General features: G+C 32.1%; 17 protein-coding genes, 2 pseudogenes and 1 riboswitch. Of the genes and pseudogenes, 18 read left to right on the top strand and 1 reads right to left on the bottom strand.

Features of this window, described 5'->3' with window-relative positions:
• The first annotated feature begins 15 nt into the window (after window positions 1–15).
• A riboswitch (SAM-I-IV-variant riboswitch) is annotated at window positions 16–112 on the top strand.
• A 36-nt stretch (window positions 113–148) separates the two neighbouring features.
• Window positions 149–1,468 (top strand): Na+/H+ antiporter NhaC family protein, encoded by a 1,320-nt coding sequence (locus C3729_RS07835; RefSeq protein WP_104793657.1) that lies wholly within the window; start codon window positions 149–151, stop codon window positions 1,466–1,468.
• 277 nt (window positions 1,469–1,745) lie between these two features.
• Here C3729_RS07835 and C3729_RS07830 read toward each other — a convergent pair.
• A pseudogene (locus tag C3729_RS07830) lies at window positions 1,746–1,859 on the bottom strand (hydroxyisourate hydrolase); the annotation flags it as partial.
• Window positions 1,860–2,162: 303 nt separating this feature from the next.
• On the opposite strand from C3729_RS07830, the gene C3729_RS13455 reads away from it, so the two are divergent.
• The 17 genes and pseudogenes from C3729_RS13455 to C3729_RS07755 all read left to right on the top strand — a co-directional run bounded on the left by C3729_RS13455 (window position 2,163) and on the right by C3729_RS07755 (window position 18,419).
• Complete coding sequence (locus tag C3729_RS13455) at window positions 2,163–2,369, top strand: helix-turn-helix domain-containing protein (protein ID WP_411266654.1); 207 nt, start codon at window positions 2,163–2,165, stop codon at window positions 2,367–2,369.
• 782 nt (window positions 2,370–3,151) lie between these two features.
• A complete protein-coding gene (locus C3729_RS07820) occupies window positions 3,152–3,793 on the top strand; it encodes a DUF6266 family protein (RefSeq protein ID WP_104793656.1) in 642 nt (213 codons plus the stop codon).
• Window positions 3,794–3,893: 100 nt separating this feature from the next.
• Window positions 3,894–4,673: a DpnI domain-containing protein gene (locus tag C3729_RS07815; RefSeq protein WP_104793655.1), complete on the top strand. Its 780-nt coding sequence runs from the start codon at window positions 3,894–3,896 to the stop codon at window positions 4,671–4,673.
• Window positions 4,660–4,860: a DpnD/PcfM family protein gene (locus C3729_RS07810; RefSeq protein ID WP_104793654.1), complete on the top strand. Its 201-nt coding sequence runs from the start codon at window positions 4,660–4,662 to the stop codon at window positions 4,858–4,860. The genes C3729_RS07815 and C3729_RS07810 overlap by 14 nt, the downstream gene beginning before the upstream one ends.
• 208 nt (window positions 4,861–5,068) lie before the next feature.
• Window positions 5,069–5,143, top strand: a pseudogene (locus C3729_RS13385) (hypothetical protein); the annotation flags it as partial.
• A 21-nt stretch (window positions 5,144–5,164) separates the two neighbouring features.
• Window positions 5,165–5,692: a hypothetical protein gene (locus tag C3729_RS07805; RefSeq protein ID WP_260204501.1), complete on the top strand. Its 528-nt coding sequence runs from the start codon at window positions 5,165–5,167 to the stop codon at window positions 5,690–5,692.
• A 70-nt stretch (window positions 5,693–5,762) separates the two neighbouring features.
• Complete coding sequence (locus C3729_RS07800) at window positions 5,763–6,662, top strand: Mrr restriction system protein (protein ID WP_104793652.1); 900 nt, start codon at window positions 5,763–5,765, stop codon at window positions 6,660–6,662.
• Window positions 6,663–6,856: 194 nt separating this feature from the next.
• Entirely contained in the window at window positions 6,857–7,765 is a 909-nt protein-coding gene (locus C3729_RS07795; protein ID WP_104793651.1) for a L,D-transpeptidase, read from the top strand.
• A gap of 153 nt (window positions 7,766–7,918) precedes the next feature.
• The gene (locus C3729_RS07790) at window positions 7,919–10,105 is read left to right on the top strand and encodes an alpha-N-acetylglucosaminidase (RefSeq protein ID WP_104793650.1); all 2,187 of its coding nucleotides are present in this window, start codon (window positions 7,919–7,921) and stop codon (window positions 10,103–10,105) included.
• A 141-nt stretch (window positions 10,106–10,246) separates the two neighbouring features.
• Window positions 10,247–11,356 carry an acyltransferase family protein gene (locus C3729_RS07785; protein ID WP_104793649.1) on the top strand — a complete coding sequence of 370 codons (1,110 nt, stop codon included), beginning with the start codon at window positions 10,247–10,249 and terminating at the stop codon, window positions 11,354–11,356.
• 76 nt (window positions 11,357–11,432) lie between these two features.
• Complete coding sequence (gene mnmE / locus C3729_RS07780; protein WP_104793648.1) at window positions 11,433–12,818, top strand: tRNA uridine-5-carboxymethylaminomethyl(34) synthesis GTPase MnmE; 1,386 nt, start codon at window positions 11,433–11,435, stop codon at window positions 12,816–12,818.
• 200 nt (window positions 12,819–13,018) lie between these two features.
• Window positions 13,019–14,158: a site-specific integrase gene (locus tag C3729_RS07775; RefSeq protein ID WP_104793647.1), complete on the top strand. Its 1,140-nt coding sequence runs from the start codon at window positions 13,019–13,021 to the stop codon at window positions 14,156–14,158.
• 63 nt (window positions 14,159–14,221) lie between these two features.
• Window positions 14,222–15,022: a hypothetical protein gene (locus C3729_RS07770; RefSeq protein WP_133159960.1), complete on the top strand. Its 801-nt coding sequence runs from the start codon at window positions 14,222–14,224 to the stop codon at window positions 15,020–15,022.
• Between the two features lie 103 nt (window positions 15,023–15,125).
• The gene (locus C3729_RS07765; protein WP_104793645.1) at window positions 15,126–15,407 is read left to right on the top strand and encodes a helix-turn-helix transcriptional regulator; all 282 of its coding nucleotides are present in this window, start codon (window positions 15,126–15,128) and stop codon (window positions 15,405–15,407) included.
• Window positions 15,408–15,424: 17 nt separating this feature from the next.
• Window positions 15,425–16,165, top strand: a complete 741-nt coding sequence (locus tag C3729_RS07760) for a hypothetical protein (protein WP_260204500.1) — start codon at window positions 15,425–15,427, stop codon at window positions 16,163–16,165.
• A 93-nt stretch (window positions 16,166–16,258) separates the two neighbouring features.
• Window positions 16,259–16,510 carry a hypothetical protein gene (locus C3729_RS13380; protein WP_260204499.1) on the top strand — a complete coding sequence of 84 codons (252 nt, stop codon included), beginning with the start codon at window positions 16,259–16,261 and terminating at the stop codon, window positions 16,508–16,510.
• Window positions 16,511–17,312: 802 nt separating this feature from the next.
• Complete coding sequence (locus C3729_RS07755) at window positions 17,313–18,419, top strand: site-specific integrase (protein WP_260204498.1); 1,107 nt, start codon at window positions 17,313–17,315, stop codon at window positions 18,417–18,419.
• The last annotated feature ends 522 nt before the right edge of the window (window positions 18,420–18,941 follow it).

Raw genomic sequence — 18,941 nt, 5'->3', positions numbered from 1 at the left:
ATGATTACTTTTGCCGCCTATTATCAGGAACCTCTACGGGAGGTAGCAACCTGCAACAACAAGCAAGGTGCTAAAGCGATAAGCCAAACTTTTTGGAAAAAATGTTGTCTATCTTTTGTAAAGTTCCTGTGTTAAATTTTTAAATTTTATGAACCATACAAAAGCAAATTTTCTCAGTTTACTTCCTTTTTTAATTTTCGTAGGTACATTTTTAGGTGCCGGAATCGTTTTGCAAGATTTTTATGCCTTGCCATCGCCTATTGCCGTGAGTATCGGTATTATTGCCGCCTTTGCCATGTCTAGGTTGCCTCATCAAGAAAAAATCAAAACTTTCTTACACGGTTGTGGAGAATCCAGTGTACTCACCATGTGTATTATTTATCTTTTGGCAGGGGCTTTTTCTACCGTAGCACAAGTTTCGGGGAGTGTAGATGCGGTGGTGAATATCGGTTTAACCTATATCTCTGCAGATTATTATGCTCTAGGGATTTTCCTTTTGGCCTCATTTCTTTCCTTGTCTTCTGGAACCTCGGTTGGCGCTATTGTCGCATTAGGGCCTATCGCGATACAGTTGGCTCAAAAAAGTGGAGCAGACCTTAACCTGATTGGGGCAAGTCTTTTGGGTGGTGCCATGTTTGGCGACAATCTTTCGGTGATTTCTGATACTACCATTGCAGCAGCTCAAACGTTGGGCAGCAGCATGAAAGATAAGTTCAGAACCAATTTTTATTTGGCTGCCCCTGCAGTAGTATTGACGGTGGTGATCTTACTTTTTATAGGTTTCAGCAATCCTGTGGCGCCTATTACTTACACTCCAACTCCAATTTCTTGGGAACTTATTTTCCCCTATTTGGTGGTTTTGGTTTTAGCCTTTTTAGGGTTAGATGTATTTCTTGTTTTGGTGATTGGGATATTTTTAGCGGGAGCCATTGGTTTGTGGCAAGGCAACCTTACGTGGTTGAGTTTTGCCAAAGCCAGTTATGAAGGCTTCACGTCTATGACCGAAATTTTCCTATTGTCTTTGCTTACAGGTGGTTTAGCTGCCTTAGTAGAAAAAGCAGGGGGAATTCAATATTTATTGAACAAAATAGAAGCTAAGATTAGCTCAGCCAAATCTGCGCAATTGGGAGCAGGATTAATTACAGGTTTGGTAAATCTCTGTATTGCCAATAATACGGTGTCGATTTTAATCTCTGGGAAAGTGTTGAGACCTATTTCTGAACGTTTTGAAGTCCCTGCCCGAAAGATGGCTTCTGTCATTGATATTTTTGCGTGTATCGTTCAAGGGTTGCTTCCTTATGGCGCACAGGTTTTATTGATTATCGGTTACAGTAAAAATAAAATCAATTATGTGGATATGCTCTCACATTCTTATTATTTAGGACTTCTGTTCTTAATGGTGGTGGGTTCTATGTTTTGGGGAAGGTCTAGGAATTTGGTGCCTTCTATAGGCTCAGGTATTTGTTGAGAAAAATTCTTTTCCCCGACCCTGCCTTCGACTACGCTCAGGCACCGTGGGTGAAATTTTTCTGTTTGGTTTTGGAGTTTTTATAACACAAAGTTCACGGAGATTTTGTAAAATCATGTCGTTTTTGAGTTCTCAAAGGAACATCAGAGATGCTCTATAGAGTGCACGGATTTTAATACAATAGAAATAATGTGCCTTCGACTACGCTCAGGCGCCGAGTGTAGTAATAAATAATACGGTGGCTGAGCTTGTCGAAGCCACCAATTCTTTTTTATTTTTAATTTCCTCTGTAAGTAGAGTAGCCGTAAGGCGATAGGGTGATGGGAACGTGGTAATGCTCTTGGTCTGCCAACTCAAAAACCACTTCTATAAAGGGATAAAACGATTTTTCTAGTTTTTTTTAAATACTCATTATAAAATATGAGTTTTAAATTCTTGTATTGTAATTCTGATTCTTGTTGGCAATGAGAAATTTTGAGTTGTTCTAAGGAATAGACTGGTTATTCTTTAAAAATCTAACCAAGGATAAAGTTTTACCAGTATTTTAGCCATTTTTTGCACCCTTACTTGTTAATAACTTTTATCGATGTTTTTTGCAAGTTTTTTTCATATTACCTATTATTGTACTATTAATTAATTAAAAAACTAATAATTATGCCTTATCAAATTAACATTAAATCGTTTTTATATTGTTATGTTGAACCACCAAAAACACACCAAAAGCTTAAGCGAGCCGTTATTTTATGATAATGCGGACATGAAAAGGCTTTTTAATTTTAGCGACAAAACTTTGCAACGCATGAGAAGCAATAAAAGTATTCCCTTTGTTAGAATAGGGAAGAAATACTTTTATCCTGTACAGTATTTTAAAAATCTTGCAGACCAAAGCTGCCAAGATTAGTCGCTCATTTACATTATCAGTTTTTCTATATCTGCAAAAAAGCATTTTTGCTTTAATATTTCTATTACTTATTTGCAGGAACTGGTGATTCACTCATTATTATCTTTCCCAGTTAATTTTTTTACTCTCGGTCACTCAACTGATTCTTGATCTGATGCCTAAAACTGTCGATGGTGTCTGAGCCTGTCGAAGCCACAATATTTCACTTAGACTGGCTCAATGAGCCAAAAATTTCTGAACCGATGCCTGACTAGTCGAATGCAGAAGGCAAAATTCATGGTATAAGAAAATGATTTTTTCCACTCCACTTCTTATTCCGTAGGAATCTAAATTATTTAAAAACCAACATGAAAATTTTTCACCCGCGGTGATTTCGACAGGCTCTATCACCGACTTAGAAATATAATCGATGCCTTAACTCATAACTGAACCCATGCCTGAGCACAGACTGAAGGTCTGCGAACGAAGTTCACGAAGGCAGAAGGCAGTTTTCTTTTACTCTTCTTTTGGTCTTGTTCGGAAAAAGTACCTTTTTTCCGAAGGAGTATGGGAGGATTCTCGAAGAACACTCGAAGGAGTGTAAAACTTAGGTGGTCAAAACTGGACATTTCTGGACAAAAAAAGACAAACAGAGACGAATTAGGATATACTGAGTCATTGGCAGACTTTTATAGACAAAAAAGGTCAAAAATAGTCAAATAAAGACATGTAACTATAAGTATATCAATGCTTTAAAAAATTGTTTCTACTTTTGACCTGTATAACAAATAAATAAAAATGCCATGGCAGAAATTAAAAAAGGAATCCTTGGTGGATTTTCTGGAAAAGTAGGCCCCGTAGTTGGAGCCAATTGGCGCGGTAAAGACATTATCCGCAGTACCCCAAAATCTTCTTCGAGACCGAAGACGGATAAGCAAATTTTGCAACAACTGAAGTTTAAAACTACTATCACGTTTTTGCACCCTTTGCGCAATATCCAAAATCGGTTTTTTGGAACAGATGCGGGAGCAAAATCTAAGGTAAACTTAGCTGCTTCTTATTTCATTAACAATGCAATAGAAATAGTAGATGGTTTACCCGCAGTAATCTATAATAAAGTACTCATTACTAGAGGAGACCTTACAGGTTTTCAAAATGTGGAAGCACAAGCTGCAACAGGTGGCGTGATAAATCTCACTTGGGAAGATAATGGATTACAAGGCAACGCTTTAGCCACCGACAAAGTAAGTGTTGTATGTTATTTTGAGGCGGTCTCTGCTTTTGAGATTTTTGAAGGTGTGGCGTTCCGCAGTGATGCAGAAGCCAGCATTACGCTCCACAGTTCCTATCAAGGTATGGAAGCGCAAGTCTACGCTTTTATCGCTAACGAAGCCGAAACACAAGCCTGTAACAGTGTCTATCTGGGCGCAGTAAACTTAGGGTAACAGAATCCACTCGCATGAGTGGATTTTTTAGTTGTTATATTCTTGAATAAAATGAAGTTTTGTTTATATTTGATGAAAACTAATTAGTATAAATTAAACTATGAATTTATATTTCAATATTAATTTGGCAGAAGGTTATAAAAGTAATACTCAAATAGCAAGAAGGTTAACGGAAGATTGGGTTTTGAATAATTCATATTGTCCTAGTTGCGGAGAAATTTCTTTAAATGAATTTGAAAACAATCGTCCCGTTGCGGATTTTTATTGTAAAAAATGTAATGAAGAATTTGAGTTAAAGAGTAAGGGAGGAAAGCTTTCAAGTACTATAACAGATGGTGCATATAATACTATGATTGAAAGAATTAATTCTAATAATAATCCAAATTTCTTTTTTTTAACATATACCAAAGAATTGAAAGTAAATGATTTTCTTATTATTCCAAAACAGTTTTTCACACCAGAAATTATAATAAAAAGAAAACCATTATCAGAAAATGCAAAACTTGCCGGTTGGATAGGCTGTAATATTGATATTAAAAGAATTGCGGATACTGGAAAAGTTTTTTTGGTAAAGAATAGCAAAATAATAGAGCAAGATTTAGTCAAAGAACAATTTAATAAAACTTTATTTTTAAGAGAAAAATCAGATAATGCAAAAGGCTGGGTGTTAGATGTAATGAATTGTGTAGATTTAGTTAGAAATGAAACTTTTACACTTGATGAAATTTATAAGTTTGAAAAAAAGCTAAAATTAAAGTATCCAAATAATAATCATATTAAAGATAAAATTAGACAACAATTACAACTTTTGAGAGATAAGAACATTATAGAATTTGTTGGACGTGGAATTTATAAGAAAATTAAGTATGAAAAAATTTAAAATTGAAGTTCAAGAAATTTTGTCTAAAATAATAGAAATTGAAGCAACTGACATAGATCAAGCTATTTATGAAGTAAAAAAAATGTATGAAAGTGAAGAAATTATTTTGAATGAAAATGATTACATAACAACTGAATTTACAAATTATGAAAGACCCACGAATATTCCTGAAAGAGAAACTAATTAAAGTTGGTATTAAGGATAATGAAGCAACTATTATTGCAAAGGATGCTGGAAGTTCCCAAATTATAATAAGTAAGGTTTATTTAAATAATTTTAAGTTAAATAATATTACAAAAATAAAGATTTTAAGATTAGTTAAAAGATGGTATAGATATAATAAATTCTTATATTATAAGTTGAAAAGCAAATGATAATTAAATCCATTTGCAGGAAGTTCAACTACTGGCATTGCTGCCAATTTAGCCAATAGAAGATATTTAGGAATAGATTTAGAAAAAGAGTTCCTAGAAATCAGTAAAAATAGAAAATTGGAAATTCTAGATTCACAAGTTGCAGAAAATTACAGAAAAAAGATAAGCGGATTTGAGACTAAAAACCAATTAAAAGAATATTTATCAGCAGAGCCTCAACCAAAAGAAAAAGTATCTTTAGGATACGTAAGAAGCAAAGATTTAAGTAAACTCAAAAAGACAAATACTTTTTATTTTCATGCAACAGATAAACAAGGAAATTTTATAGATTTCCCTTACGAAATAAATAATGCTAGAAAGCTCATCATCTATTCAGGAGGAAGAACTAAACCTTTTTATCTTACAAGTTATTGTGCAGAAATTGAAAGTATAAAAATTAAGCATAAATCTAAAATAGAAGGTAAAGAAAACTCAAAAACGGAATATTACTTTGAGGTGCAATTAAAAGAACAGTTTGTAGAAAATAATAACGTTAATTTAGATATTGATCTTAAAAAACTTATTAAACAATATTGCAAAGAAAATCAAATAAAGTCAGCAGACTATAAACCTATTTTATTAGATGAAGTTTTTGTATACAAGTAATTTCCTGTACATAAAAAAACTCTGACGGTATAATAAATAAAAATAATAACTAAAAACTATATAAATAAAAATGTCCAAATCAAAATCTCAACAAATAGCAGAAAAAACAATTTATGCAGCTTTCAAAATACTAAAAGAAGCAGGTGGTGAAATGCGAGGTAAAGATGTAGTAGATAAAATTAGAGAAACTACTGTTTTTGATGAGTATGAAAGTCATCGTTATGAAAAAACGGGTTATATACGATGGGAATCTATCATGCATTTTTATACTATTGATTGCATGAAGGCAGGTTTTCTAAGAAAAAATAAAGGAATCTGGATTTTAACAGAAGAAGGCGAAAAAGCTATAAAATTAGGTCCAGAAAAATTACTTACTACTGCAACAAAATTATATAGAGAATGGGAAGGTAAACGAAAAAAAGAAACAGTTGAAGCTGATATAGAGGATTTTAATGAAGAAGACAGTAGTCAAGTACAGAAATCAATTATTAGCCAATATGAAGATGAGGCTTTTAATGGAATTAGAAATTATATTATTAGTAAAAATGCATATGAGTTTCAAGATTTAGTAGCGGCACTTTTAAGAGCAATGGGTTATTATATTTCTGAAATAGCCCAACGTGGTCCTGACGGAGGAATAGATATTATAGCATACACAGATCCATTAGGAACCAGACAACCTCGTATAATAGTACAAGTAAAGCATCGACCAAATGATTCTGTTTCTTCAGATGAAGTTCAAAAGTTAGCCGGAACATTAAAACGTAACACTGATGTTGGAATCTTTGTTACTTCTGGTAATTTTTCTAAACCTGCTATAAAAGAAGCCAGGGAATCTAGAGAGCACATTGAGTTAATAGATTTTAATAGATTTACATCCCTTTGGCAAGAATATTATATAAAAATGGATGATGAGCAAAAGAATTTATTACCATTGCATCCCATTTATTTTTTGGGTAGTAATGATTAAAAAATAAATTTTTCAATTAATTTGCTTCACAAAGTCTCTGACCTTGATAATAATATAAAAAAGCACGGAACTACACTCCGTGCTTTTTCATTCGTTATATTTCTTCCACAAAATATTGAAAATCTGCCATTTCTTTCGTAAATTTAGGGTATTCAATAAAAACAAAGGTAAATAGGACTTAATTCCTTAATGATATGAATTGTTTTAGAAACTATATCTTTCTCATCGGTTTATTCTTGGTGTTTCAGTGCAATAAAAGCGCTGGAGCAGAGGAGGTGCATTATGATACGATTCAGCAGCAACGGAAAGCAGATACCGTCCAAAAAGATACGGTGGTGAAAAAAGAAATAAAGTATCATGCTTTTGTGGTTAAAAATAAAAATAAAGACTTTAAAACTTTAGAGAAAAAGTATTCTCAAGAAGAACTGCATGCTATTTTAGCCATCAATCGATTGGATTATAAAAACAAATGGAGAGCCGATACCTTAGTGGTTCCAGACGTAATAGAAAAAGATTTTACAGTGTACAGTCCGTTTCCTAAAAACGTTTCTGCGGCTAGAAACATTCAGAAGTTGGCGATGTTCAGTTATGCCATTCATGCCTATGCCTTGTATGAAAACGGGAATCTCATCAATTGGGGACCTACCAGTATGGGTAAAAAAGCAACGCCTACCAAAATGGGGCTCACCTTTACCAATTGGAAAAAGGAAGTCGCCATCAGTACCGTGAATTCTGATTGGAAACTAAGATGGAACTTTAATCTGTATAATTATTTAGGGATTGGTTGGCATCAGTATGATTTGCCGGGACATCATGCTTCACACTCTTGTGTTCGTTTGTTGGAAGAAGATGCCTACTTTATGTACAATTGGGCAGATGAATGGATTCTGAACAAAAAAGGGACTGTAGCTTTGGCTAAAGGTACACCTGTTATTATTTTTGGAACCCCAGAATTTAAGAAAAAACCTTGGTTACAGCTTTTAAAATCTCCTCATGCCAATGATTATACCGAAGATCAAATCAACCACGAAATACAACCGTTCTTACCAGAAATTCTGAAACAACAAAACATTAAAAGGCAATATCTAGAACATGCTCAATAGTCATTTGCTTTTTCAATGTTAAGCATTTAAAGCATTTCATGTAGCATCAGAAAAGTGTAGTAAGTGGTTGAAATCGGGATGATAAAAATCTTCTTTTATAAATTATCTTTTTGAGACAATAATTTTTTATCTTTATCCTCCTAATTGTAGACTATGGCAAAACTGAACGCACTATTCTTTACGTTTTTCTCTCTGTTTGTACTGGCTCAATCTTCTGATGTTGCTGCGGCTAAAGGTTTGGTGCAGAGAATTGCTCCTGCTTATGCCGAAAAAATCGTCTTTCATCAAGAAAAAAGTAAGACTTCCCCAGATTATTACGAGCTGGAATTCAAGAAAGGGAAACTGCATATTTCTGCCAATAATGCCAATGCAATGGCGGTAGGTTTTAATGAATACCTCAGAACGTATGGTCATGTTTCCGTGTCTTGGTATGCAGATAATGTGGTGAAAGTTCCAGCAAAAATGCCTGTTTTTAAAGGACAAATACGAAACGAGGCAAGAGTTCCGCATCGTTTTTTCTTGAATTATTGTACTTTCGGGTATACCATGCCTTGGTGGAAATGGCACGATTGGGAGCGTTTTATCGATTGGATGGCGCTGAATGGCGTGAATCTTCCTTTGGCGATTACGGGGCAAGAAAAAATTTGGCTCAACGTGTGGAAACAATTTGGCTTAAGCGATGAAGAAATTAGAGGTTTCTTTACTGGGCCTGCTTATTTACCTTGGCACAGAATGGCGAATATCGACCATTGGGAAGGTCCTCTTCCGATGTCTTGGATTGATGGTCAAGCCGAACTGCAAAAGAAAATTTTAGCAAGAGCGAGAGCTTTTAACATGAAACCTGTATTGCCTGCTTTTGCGGGACATGTTCCTAAAGCATTTTTAAAAAAATATCCTCATGCCAAAATCACTTCCCTTGGAGAATGGGGAAACTTCAGTGAAGAATACCAGAGTTACTTTTTAGATTCTTTTGACCCTTTATTTCTACAAATTCAAGAAGCCTTTTTGAAAGAACAAACCAAGGAATTTGGCACCGACCATATTTACGGAATAGACCCTTTTAATGAAGTTACCCCTCCAAGTTGGGAACCTGAATATTTGGCGAAAGTTTCTCAACATATTTATGAATCTCTCACACATGTAGACCCGAAAGCGAAATGGTTGCAGATGGGTTGGATTTTCTATTACATGCAAAATAAATGGACGAATGAACGCATTAAAGCTTATTTGCAAGCCGTACCACAAGATCAATTGATGATGCTGGATTATTTCTGTGACCATACCGAAGTTTGGAAACGCACCGATTCTTTTTTCGGTCAGCCTTACATTTGGTCTTATCTAGGAAATTTCGGGGGAAATACCACTTTGCATGGAAATCTAAAAGATGCAGATGAAAAAATAGAACATGTATTGCAGAATGGAGGCAAAAACCTCTGGGGAATAGGGGCTACGCTGGAAGGATTCGGAGATAATCCCGTGATGTATGAATTTATCTTGGATAAAGTTTGGAAAAAAGGTCATCGCATGAAAGATTTTGTAAAAACCTATGCCAAAAGCATAGTAGGCAAAGAAAATCCCGATGCTGAAAAAGCTTGGGAAATCCTTTCGGAGAAAGTATATGTCCAAAATTCTGATGTGGGAAAAGGTGATTTAACGCACTCTAAACCTGTCTTTGAAAAATCATACAACTGGACGGTAAATCCAGAGATTGCCTACGATAACCGTGATCTTGCTACCGCATGGAAGCATTTGATTGCCACAGAAGCCAATACTGATGAATACAGAGACGATTTGACTGCAGTTGGAAAACAGGTGTTGGGAAATTACTTTTATCAAGTTAGAGACCAATTTACACAAGCTTATCGCCAACAAGACGTCTCTAAAATGAAAAAAACAGGAGCCGAAATGGTTCAAATTATTGATGATATTGATGAACTTCTCGCTTCTAATCCTAATTATTTGGTTGGCAAATGGATTTCCGATGCAAGAGCCATGACCGATATAGAACAAGAAAAAGCCTACTATGAAAGAGATGCCCGTAAAATCATCAGCGTTTGGGGAGAAAAAGGTAGAGATCTTAATGATTATGCCAATCGTTCCATCGCTGGACTCATGAAAGATTATTATGGCGGTCGCTGGAAAATCTTTATAGACGAGGCAATTCTTGCTGTAGAACAGGGCAGAAATGCAGATGAGCAATTGATTTTAGAAAGAGTGAATCAGTTTTCATGGGATTGGTCGGAAGCACAAAATACTTATCTATCCACACCAAAAGGAAATACGCTGGAGATTTCTAAGAGATTGTGGGGGAAATATGGAGAGAGCGTTTTGAAATTGTAGAGTTGTAGAGTTGTAGAGTTGTAGAGGGGGAGAATGGGAGAGTGATGGAGTTGTGGTAATGTAAAAAACTCATCATTCATAACTTATAACTTATCACTTTTCATTTTGTTTATAAATAAAATTCATAAAAGATTAAAAATTATGCAGTTGAGTAATCGTTCTTTAGCCTTAGATGTCTTCCGTGGGATGACGGTGTGTTTTATGATTATCGTGAATACTTCAGGGAACTGGGGAACTACTTTTGCGCCATTGCTTCATGCGCAGTGGAATGGTTTTACGCCTACAGATTTGGTTTTCCCTGCCTTTCTTTTTGCCGTAGGAAACTCTATGAGTTTTGTAATGGATAAATGGAAAAAGATGTCTCAACCGCAAGTCTTGACGAAGATTTTCAAAAGAACATTTATTATATTTCTGTTAGGTTATCTCATGTATTGGTTTCCGTTTTACAATGTAGATGCAGATTTTAACATCAAAAGTTTCCCTTTTGTAGAGACTCGATTTCTAGGGGTATTGCAGAGAATTGCGCTTTGTTATGGTATGGCTTCTTTGGTCTTGTATTATTTCAAACCAAAGTTTTCTTTGTATCTCAGTGCATTTATTTTATTGGCGTATTGGTTTATTTTTATAGGATATGGACCTTACGACATGCAACACAATCCTGTTCTGGACTTGGATTTGCAACTGTTTGGCGAAAGTCATCTCTATCATGGCGAAGGTTTTGCCTTTGATCCAGAAGGATTTTTGAGCACTTTCCCAGGTTTGGTAAATGTATTTGCAGGTTATTTTGCAGGGAAATTTATTCAAGAAAAAGGCAGAAATTATGAAGGTATTGCCCAATTGCTTTTGGTAGGATTTATCTTGATTGCAGGTGGTTTTCTATGGAATTATGGCTTCGCTATAAACAAAAAACTATGGACGAGTTCTTACGTTTTACTCACCATCGGTTTGTCGATTTCCATTTTGGCTTTGATTGTTTATTACACCGATTTTCTTCAACAGAAAAAAGGCATTTATTTCTTTGAAGTCTTTGGCAAAAATACCTTGGCGATTTATTTGCTTTCCGAGCTCATCGTTCCGCTCATGTGGAGAATTCCGATTGCAGGACAAGCTTCATATACTTGGATTTATGAGAACTTATTTACCCCTTTTGGTGCTTATTTTGGAGCGTTTTTATTCTCTTTTGTGTACATGCTTTTGTGTTGGAGTGTAGGTTATATTCTAGACCGAAAGAAAATTTATATTAAGATTTAAAATGTCTTTTTAATAGATATAAAGAAGCTTTTTAGGCTTTTTTTGAAAGCATTTTAAGTTTTACTACCTTTGCAGCATGAATCAAGACACTATTTGTGCACTCGCGACTGCCAATGGAATTGGAGCGATAGGAATTATTAGAGTTTCTGGAGAACAAGCCATAGAAATCTGTGAAAAATGCTTTGATGGAAAAGCACTTACCCAACAGAAATCTCATACGGTACATTATGGTTTCATTAAAGATGGAGATGAAGTCATCGATGAAGTAATGGTTTCTATCTTTTTGGCTCCCAAATCTTTCACTACCGAAAATTCTGTGGAAATTTCTTTCCATGGTTCTCTGCATATTGGCAAAAGAATTTTAGAAGTCTTGATTAAAAATGGTGCAAGAATGGCAAAAGCAGGGGAGTTTACCATGCGCGCATTTATGAACGGTAGAATAGACCTCAGTCAAGCCGAATCTATTGCCGACCTTATTGCTTCAGAGAATGAAGCTTCCAGAAAAGTGGCACTTCAACAGCTTAAAGGTGGTATTTCTCAGGAGATTTCTGTGTTGAGAAATGATTTGCTCAATTTTGTTTCACTTATTGAATTAGAATTAGATTTTGCAGAAGAAGATGTAGAATTTGCAGACAGAACTGCATTGGTACAGTTGCTTCAAAAAATAGAGACCAAACTGAAATCTTTGATTGACAGTTTCCAATACGGAAACGCAATTAAAAGTGGAGTTGCAGTAGCCATCATAGGAAAACCAAATGCTGGAAAATCTACTTTACTCAATGCTCTTTTAAAAGAAGAAAGAGCCATCGTTTCTGATATTGCAGGAACTACGCGTGATACGATAGAAGAAGTGTTGCACATCAAAGGAAATGCTTTTCGACTTATTGATACCGCTGGTTTGCGTGAAACAGAAGATGCCATAGAAGCAATAGGCGTGGTAAAAGCCAAAGAAAAAGTGGCTCAAGCTGATGTTTTGGTGTATTTGATTGATGTTGCAACTACCGATTTAAAAGACGACCTTGCCATGCTACAGGAATTGGCAAGAGAAGATTTGAAAATCATTATTTGTCTTACTAAAATTGATGAAGTAGAACAGGCCGAGCAAAAAGCAGAAGCTATTGCCAAAACCCTTCAATCTGAAATTCCTTCACATGAGTTGTTACAAATTTCAGCTAAGGAAAATATTCATCTTCAGGATTTAAAAGATGAACTTTCTACTTATGTAGAACACCTAAAATCTGAAAGCAACGTAGTCATAACCAACCAAAGACACTACGAATCTCTTCAAAAATCTATTGACGCAGTTTATAAAGTAAAAGAAGCCATTACTCATCAAATTTCTACTGAATTATTAGCGTACGAGCTTAGAAATGCTCTGGAACATCTGGGCGAAATCTCTGGGGAATTTACCAATGATGAAGTATTGGGGAATATTTTTTCTAAGTTCTGTATCGGGAAATAAATATGCTTTTCTTTAGTTTCTTTTTCTTTCTTTTATTTGATTTACAGTATTTTATGTAAATTTTATTTTCTTTTGTTAAACTTTAATTTATATATTTGTACATCTTTTGTACACCTCAAAGCAAATAAGGTGTACAAAAGAGCAAAAGGTGTACAATTTTATATAAACAAGCTAATAGCAGGAATTCATAAGATTAAAAAATGAAAATAACATTAAAAGAAAAAATTCTTAATACAGGAAAAATAAGTCTCTATTTAGAATATTACAAAGGTTCAACTATTGATGCTAATGGAAAAAGAAAGCATTTAAGAACGCAAGAATATTTAAAAATTTACTTGCATCAAAATCCTAAATCAACAACGGAAAAAAACGAGAATAAGGAAAATTTAAAACTTGCTGAGAATATTTTGGCTATAAGAAAGACAGATTACATTCAAGGCAAATTTGAAATGAAAAGCACTACAAAAGCAAAGAGATCTTTTCTCAGTTTCTTTTCAGAAATGGTAGATGATAGAGAAATTAATTATTCTGCAGATAATTATGGCAATTGGAAATCTGCGTTTGCTCATTTAAAGAAAATTGTTCCACCTAGTCTAACATTTGATGACATCGATGAAAATTTTGTAAAGAAGGTAAAGGAATATTTTGATAGTAAGGCGCTAACAAAAAGCAATTTACCTTTATCTCAAAATTCTAAAGTTTCTTATTTTAATAAATTTAAAGCCTGCTTAAGAAAAGCTTTTGAAGATGGATATCTATCAGTAAATTATTCAGTAAAAGTAAAATCTTTTGAACAAGCAGAAAGCCAGAGAGAATATCTCACGTTTAATGAATTACAATCTTTGGCAAAAGCAGAATGTAAATATCAAAACTTGAAGAAAGCCTTTCTGTTTTCAGCTTTATCTGGGCTAAGGTGGTCAGATATTCAAACCTTGACTTGGTCTAAAGTTAGAGACGAGGGCGAATTTACCAAAGTGAATTTCAGACAAGAGAAAACAGATGGTGTAGAATATTTGTACATTTCTGAACAGGCAAGACAATTGTTAGGAGAAAGAAAACATCCACAAGAAAGAGTTTTTGTAGGTTTAAAATACGGGATGACATATAATACAGAATTAGTTAGATGGTGCAACAGAGCAGGTATCCCTAAACATATTACATTTCACTGCGCAAGACATACCAATGCAGTTTTATTATTAGAGAATGGAGCTGATATTTATACGGTTTCCAAAAGGTTAGGACATAGAGAACTCCGAACCACTGCTATTTATGCTAGAATTGTTGATAAAAAAAACAAAGAAGCTGCTGGTTTAATCCCTGAATTAAAAATTGAATTCTAAGTTTTATATTTCATTAGTAAATAAATACCAAAAATTAAAATTTCATTAAATAATCTATTAATTATGTCAAAAACAAAATATATTTTTCCTATTACTTTTTTATTTGCTTGTTTCTTGACTTTTATCATTTACTTAATACCAAACGAATTTAATAGTCAAATTTTAAAACTTATAGCTTTAATTTCTATTTTATATATACTTTTTCCATTTTTAAAAACTAATGTTAAGTGGGTTTTGTATTACTTTTTTTGTATTGATAATTATTGGTGGGATAAGAGAGTGCAAAGGCCTAGAATATTAATATATATATCATATTTTGGTATATTTTATTTATCCTTTGCTGAGCTAAAATATGGCGAAAAAGATGTTTTAGGAATGATTACAAATTTTTTATTTTTTTTATACTTAAGTTTTGGTGTTTTATTATTAGGAAATTTTATTTGGAAAAGTGATTTTGAAACATCTTTACTTCGTGAAATTAAAGTATTTATATCAGATGAAATTTCTTTAAAACTTTATTCAAAAAATGAAATTGAAGACTTTATAAAAGATAATATTGAAAATATTCACAGTTCATCAATAGATGATTTTAGGGATTTTTTATCAGGTAATCCTATTAGTAATAAAATAAAATGGATAGGTACTTCTGGAAAGAATGTTGTTACTTATACAGGTTTATTTTACTTGACCCATACTCTTGTTAATGAAGGAAAGGAACTTTTTACTAAAAAACAGAGAAGGAAATTTCTAGAATTTATATGTGAAAAATTTGAAAAGTATGAAAATGATTTAAGTATTGCCATTAAATATGAAAATTTAAATAGTGCTTATTCATCTTTTAATCTTAAGAAATATTCAAAATAAATAGTCTTAAAGCCTTTATTAATAGTAATTTTGACTATAGTACTATTTCAAAATCATTACGTTATAATTTCCTTTGCTTTATAAAATCAAAAAAAATATAGCAATGGAAAATGAAATTATCCTCCACAAACTTAACCGAATTGAGAAACATATTTTCGGTCTTAAAACTATTTTAAATGTTGAAGAACTAGCAGATTATACAGGATTTAAAAAATCCTATATCTATAAATTAGTTCACACAAATTCAATTCCATTTTCAAAGCCTAATGGAAAAGTACTATTTTTTGAGAGAAAAAAAGTAGATGAATGGCTATTGCAAAATAAAGAAAAATCAAATGATGAAATTTCTCAAGAAGCATTAGAGTATTCTTTTAGAAAGAAATAATATTAGAGATGTCTATTTTGGATAAAAAGAGAATAATCATCAAAAAGTCTTTTAATAAAGACAGTATTTCTTCTAATTGGATAAGGTTTCCTAATGAATTTTTTAATGATTTCTTAATTGAGGATGACTCATTTATTGATGTTCCTATAAATGCTTTGAGAGTTATTTTTAATATTATTTCAATTGTCGGTAATGAACAATTTAGACCCGAAGATAGACCAAGACAGCTATCTCTTTTTGAAGAAGAATTTGAAACAGATAATAATATTTTTGCTCAATTAACCATTAAAAACGATAAAATATCTCCTTCAAGAAGTACGCATCAAATTATTCAAGCTTTTGAGTTTTTAGTAAGATACAAAATGAATTGGCATGTATCAGAAAATTCAAAAGGAGAAAAAAATAAAACTTTTGGTGGATTAATTTCTCATCCTTCATATAGTGAAAGGGGAAAAACAAGTTTTTTGATAAATAGTTTTTGGCTAAAGAAAATTATTGTTATTTCTAAATACAATAATGTGCTTTATAATTTGGTCTATAATGTTAAAAATAACAAGCATATTCTTTTTGCACTTTGGTTGTATAAATTGCCAAAAGAAGGCACAGAACTTAAATTAGAAACTTTAAACAAAAAATTCAGACTAAATTATAAAAATACAGGAGATTTTTGTTCAAAATTTTTGAGAAATGCTAGAATTATCTTGGATAAGTACTCTAATATTTCATTCAACTATTCTTACAAGTTGAATAAAATTTAAATTATCCCATATTATGTAAAGAAAATTAATGACGAATCAATTTCACTAGATTCTAAATTGTCAATTTCTAAAAATCAAAGAATTAGGTATTTTATGACAAGGCATAAATTAGATGTAAATATAGCATCTCTTTTTATATCAGAATATAAAAATCAACCAAGAAGTAGATTTTTAATAGAAGAAGCCTACAATAATTTCATCAAATTTTGCCGAAAAAATAAAGTTAAAGCAACGGTTTATGAAAATAAAGATTTTTTAGAACAAATTCTAAAATTTCTTATTTCATCTTATGAAAAAACGCCAACAGGAAAAATGTTTCCAAATGCTCATCCAAAAATTTTGTGATAGAAAACAACATTTACGGATTTGAACTCCCTAGAAATGCGGAATTGCGCTCCTTAATAATAAAATATCATCATTTTTGAGATGATGAATTGTCTAATTTGCGGATTTGAACTCCTTTGATTTAAATTAATCATAAGATTGTGGATAACTTTTAACAATTTGAAATTAGTTTGCGGATTTTGACTCCTTTGAAATATATCATATTTGCGGATTACCGCTCGGATGTTTGCGGATTAGTACTCCTGAGGAATGCGGAATTGCACTCCTTTTAAAATTGTATTAAACCTTTTATTTAAAGTGCTTTAAAGCAATAACTAAAAGTTTATATTAAAAGTATTTAATATTATAAATAAAAAGGTTTTTGCTTTAGAAAAGAAAAAATATTTTGAAAATGAATATTAATCAGACCAAAAATATTCCACTTGTTGAAATATTAGAAAATTCAAATATATTTCCTGGAGAAACCACGTTGAAATGTTCAATTTCAAGCAATTGCCCTTAAATCGTAAGATTTAGGGGCTTTTTGTTTTTATTAGATATCAAATAATATCAATTTTTCTCAATTCGTAAGGTGACCTATTCGGTTACCTCTAAATTTTTTAAGCATATTGGTAACCGAATTCTCTGGAAAAGCCCATGTATAAGCTTGTTTCATTTTTGAACATCTTGTGAAAAAGGGCACTTTAAATTTATTTTAACTTTTAAAGTCACCAGTATGAATGCAAAAATTTCGGTATTATTCTATGCGAAAAAATCCAAAACAAAATCTAATTTACGCGTTCCTATTTAATTGCGGATTACCGTGAATGGAAAGCGAGCAGAATTTTCTACTGGAAAAGATGTTGAAATTTCCAAATGGAGTTCCGCTCAAAATCGTTTAAAGGGTAATTCTGAAGAAGCGAGAGCTATAAATAAGTATTTAGACATCTTGCAATCCAATGTTCTAATCTTGGAAAACAAATTAGCGATGTCAAGGGAAAGTTTCGCTGCATTAGACATTAAAAACTTATTAACAGGTGCTAATACTACTGAAAGATACCTCATTCCAATTTTTGAAGAACACAATTCTAAAATTGAAAAACTTTTGGGTAAGGAATACGCACCAGCTACACTTAAGAATTTTAAAACTTGCTTGGCTCATTTAAAAGAATTTTTGTGGAAGGTTCATAAAAAATCTGATATTGATATTCAGAAATTGGAACCGTCATTTCTAAACGATTTTGATTTTTTCTTGCGATCCAAACCCAATATAAATAATAATTCAGCAGTAAAACACACTAAAAATTTAAGTAAAATATTAAAATTGTGTTATCAGAATAATTGGATTGAAAAAGATTTGGTAATTTTTTACAAAGGTAAATTACAGGAAGTAAATGTTAATTTTCTTTCAGAGAAAGAAATAAAAACAATTAAAAATAAAGATTTTATTGGTAGTGGATTGAATATAGTTAGAGATATTTTTATCTTCAGTTGTTACACTGGATTGGCTTACATAGATATTTTTAACCTTACTAAAGAACAAATAACTATAGATGTTGACAGAAACTTTTGGATAATGACAAATCGCCAAAAAACTGGAACGAATTCAAATATTCCTTTGTTGCCAATAGCAGAAGAAATTATTAGAAAATATGAAAATCATCAATTAGTTTCCAATTCTGGAAAATTGCTTCCAGTCTATTCAAACCAAAAAGTAAATGAATATTTAAAAACAATAGCTGATAATTGTAATATCAATAAAAAACTTACTTTTCATTGTGCAAGACACACATTTGCTACTACTGTTACTTTATCTAATAATGTATCAATGGAGAGCGTAAGTAAAATGCTTGGGCATAAAAGCATTAAAACTACTCAACATTATGCTAAAATTTTAGATAAAAAAGTAAGTGAAGACATGAGTAATTAAAAAAAAATGCTTAATCAGAAAGAAGTAATTTTATGAATAAAAAAAGATTTTATTAAATTAAAAGTAAACATTTAATTGTTCTAGTTATTGTAAAGGCTATGCTTATTTTATACAGAATTAACAAGTGCTAAAGTTTAACTTAAAAAATCTATTTCTATCTATAATGATAAGTTTAAAAAAAGTTCCAATATTAATAATTAGTTATAGAAATTATTAGATATTATGATTAAGACTCTAATTACATTAATTATGATAGATTATTGCCTTTTTAAGTATTTAGAAATTGATTTTTTTAATTATAGTTATGCGAGTTGTAGTATTAAATAAATCCAACTTGACAATAGAAATAAAAAGCTACCTTCTACTCCAAAAGACAATAAAATAGAATTTTAATGGATATGAATTTTAGTATATCTGAAATATTTTATATAAAACTATATTTTGGATACCGTGTTGAGTTTACTAATATACTCAGACATAACAGGCTTTGAAGATCGAGTATGTAGGGAGATTTAGAGATCA

The sequence above is a fragment of the Cloacibacterium normanense genome, from assembly GCF_002943105.1.
GTDB lineage: Bacteria > Bacteroidota > Bacteroidia > Flavobacteriales > Weeksellaceae > Cloacibacterium.
This window is presented reverse-complemented; position numbering and strand designations above follow the sequence as displayed.

Excerpts from the sequence above, each read along its gene's own strand:
- C3729_RS07835 (WP_104793657.1), top strand. The coding sequence starts at position 149 with ATGAACCATACAAAAGCAAATTTTCTCAGTTTACTTCCTTTTTTAATT.
- C3729_RS13455 (WP_411266654.1), top strand. The coding sequence starts at position 2,163 with ATGTTGAACCACCAAAAACACACCAAAAGCTTAAGCGAGCCGTTATTT.
- C3729_RS07820 (WP_104793656.1), top strand. The coding sequence starts at position 3,152 with ATGGCAGAAATTAAAAAAGGAATCCTTGGTGGATTTTCTGGAAAAGTA.
- C3729_RS07815 (WP_104793655.1), top strand. The coding sequence starts at position 3,894 with ATGAATTTATATTTCAATATTAATTTGGCAGAAGGTTATAAAAGTAAT.
- C3729_RS07810 (WP_104793654.1), top strand. The coding sequence starts at position 4,660 with ATGAAAAAATTTAAAATTGAAGTTCAAGAAATTTTGTCTAAAATAATA.
- C3729_RS07800 (WP_104793652.1), top strand. The coding sequence starts at position 5,763 with ATGTCCAAATCAAAATCTCAACAAATAGCAGAAAAAACAATTTATGCA.
- C3729_RS07795 (WP_104793651.1), top strand. The coding sequence starts at position 6,857 with ATGAATTGTTTTAGAAACTATATCTTTCTCATCGGTTTATTCTTGGTG.
- C3729_RS07790 (WP_104793650.1), top strand. The coding sequence starts at position 7,919 with ATGGCAAAACTGAACGCACTATTCTTTACGTTTTTCTCTCTGTTTGTA.
- C3729_RS07785 (WP_104793649.1), top strand. The coding sequence starts at position 10,247 with ATGCAGTTGAGTAATCGTTCTTTAGCCTTAGATGTCTTCCGTGGGATG.
- mnmE (WP_104793648.1), top strand. The coding sequence starts at position 11,433 with ATGAATCAAGACACTATTTGTGCACTCGCGACTGCCAATGGAATTGGA.
- C3729_RS07775 (WP_104793647.1), top strand. The coding sequence starts at position 13,019 with ATGAAAATAACATTAAAAGAAAAAATTCTTAATACAGGAAAAATAAGT.
- C3729_RS07770 (WP_133159960.1), top strand. The coding sequence starts at position 14,222 with ATGTCAAAAACAAAATATATTTTTCCTATTACTTTTTTATTTGCTTGT.
- C3729_RS07765 (WP_104793645.1), top strand. The coding sequence starts at position 15,126 with ATGGAAAATGAAATTATCCTCCACAAACTTAACCGAATTGAGAAACAT.
- C3729_RS13380 (WP_260204499.1), top strand. The coding sequence starts at position 16,259 with ATGACAAGGCATAAATTAGATGTAAATATAGCATCTCTTTTTATATCA.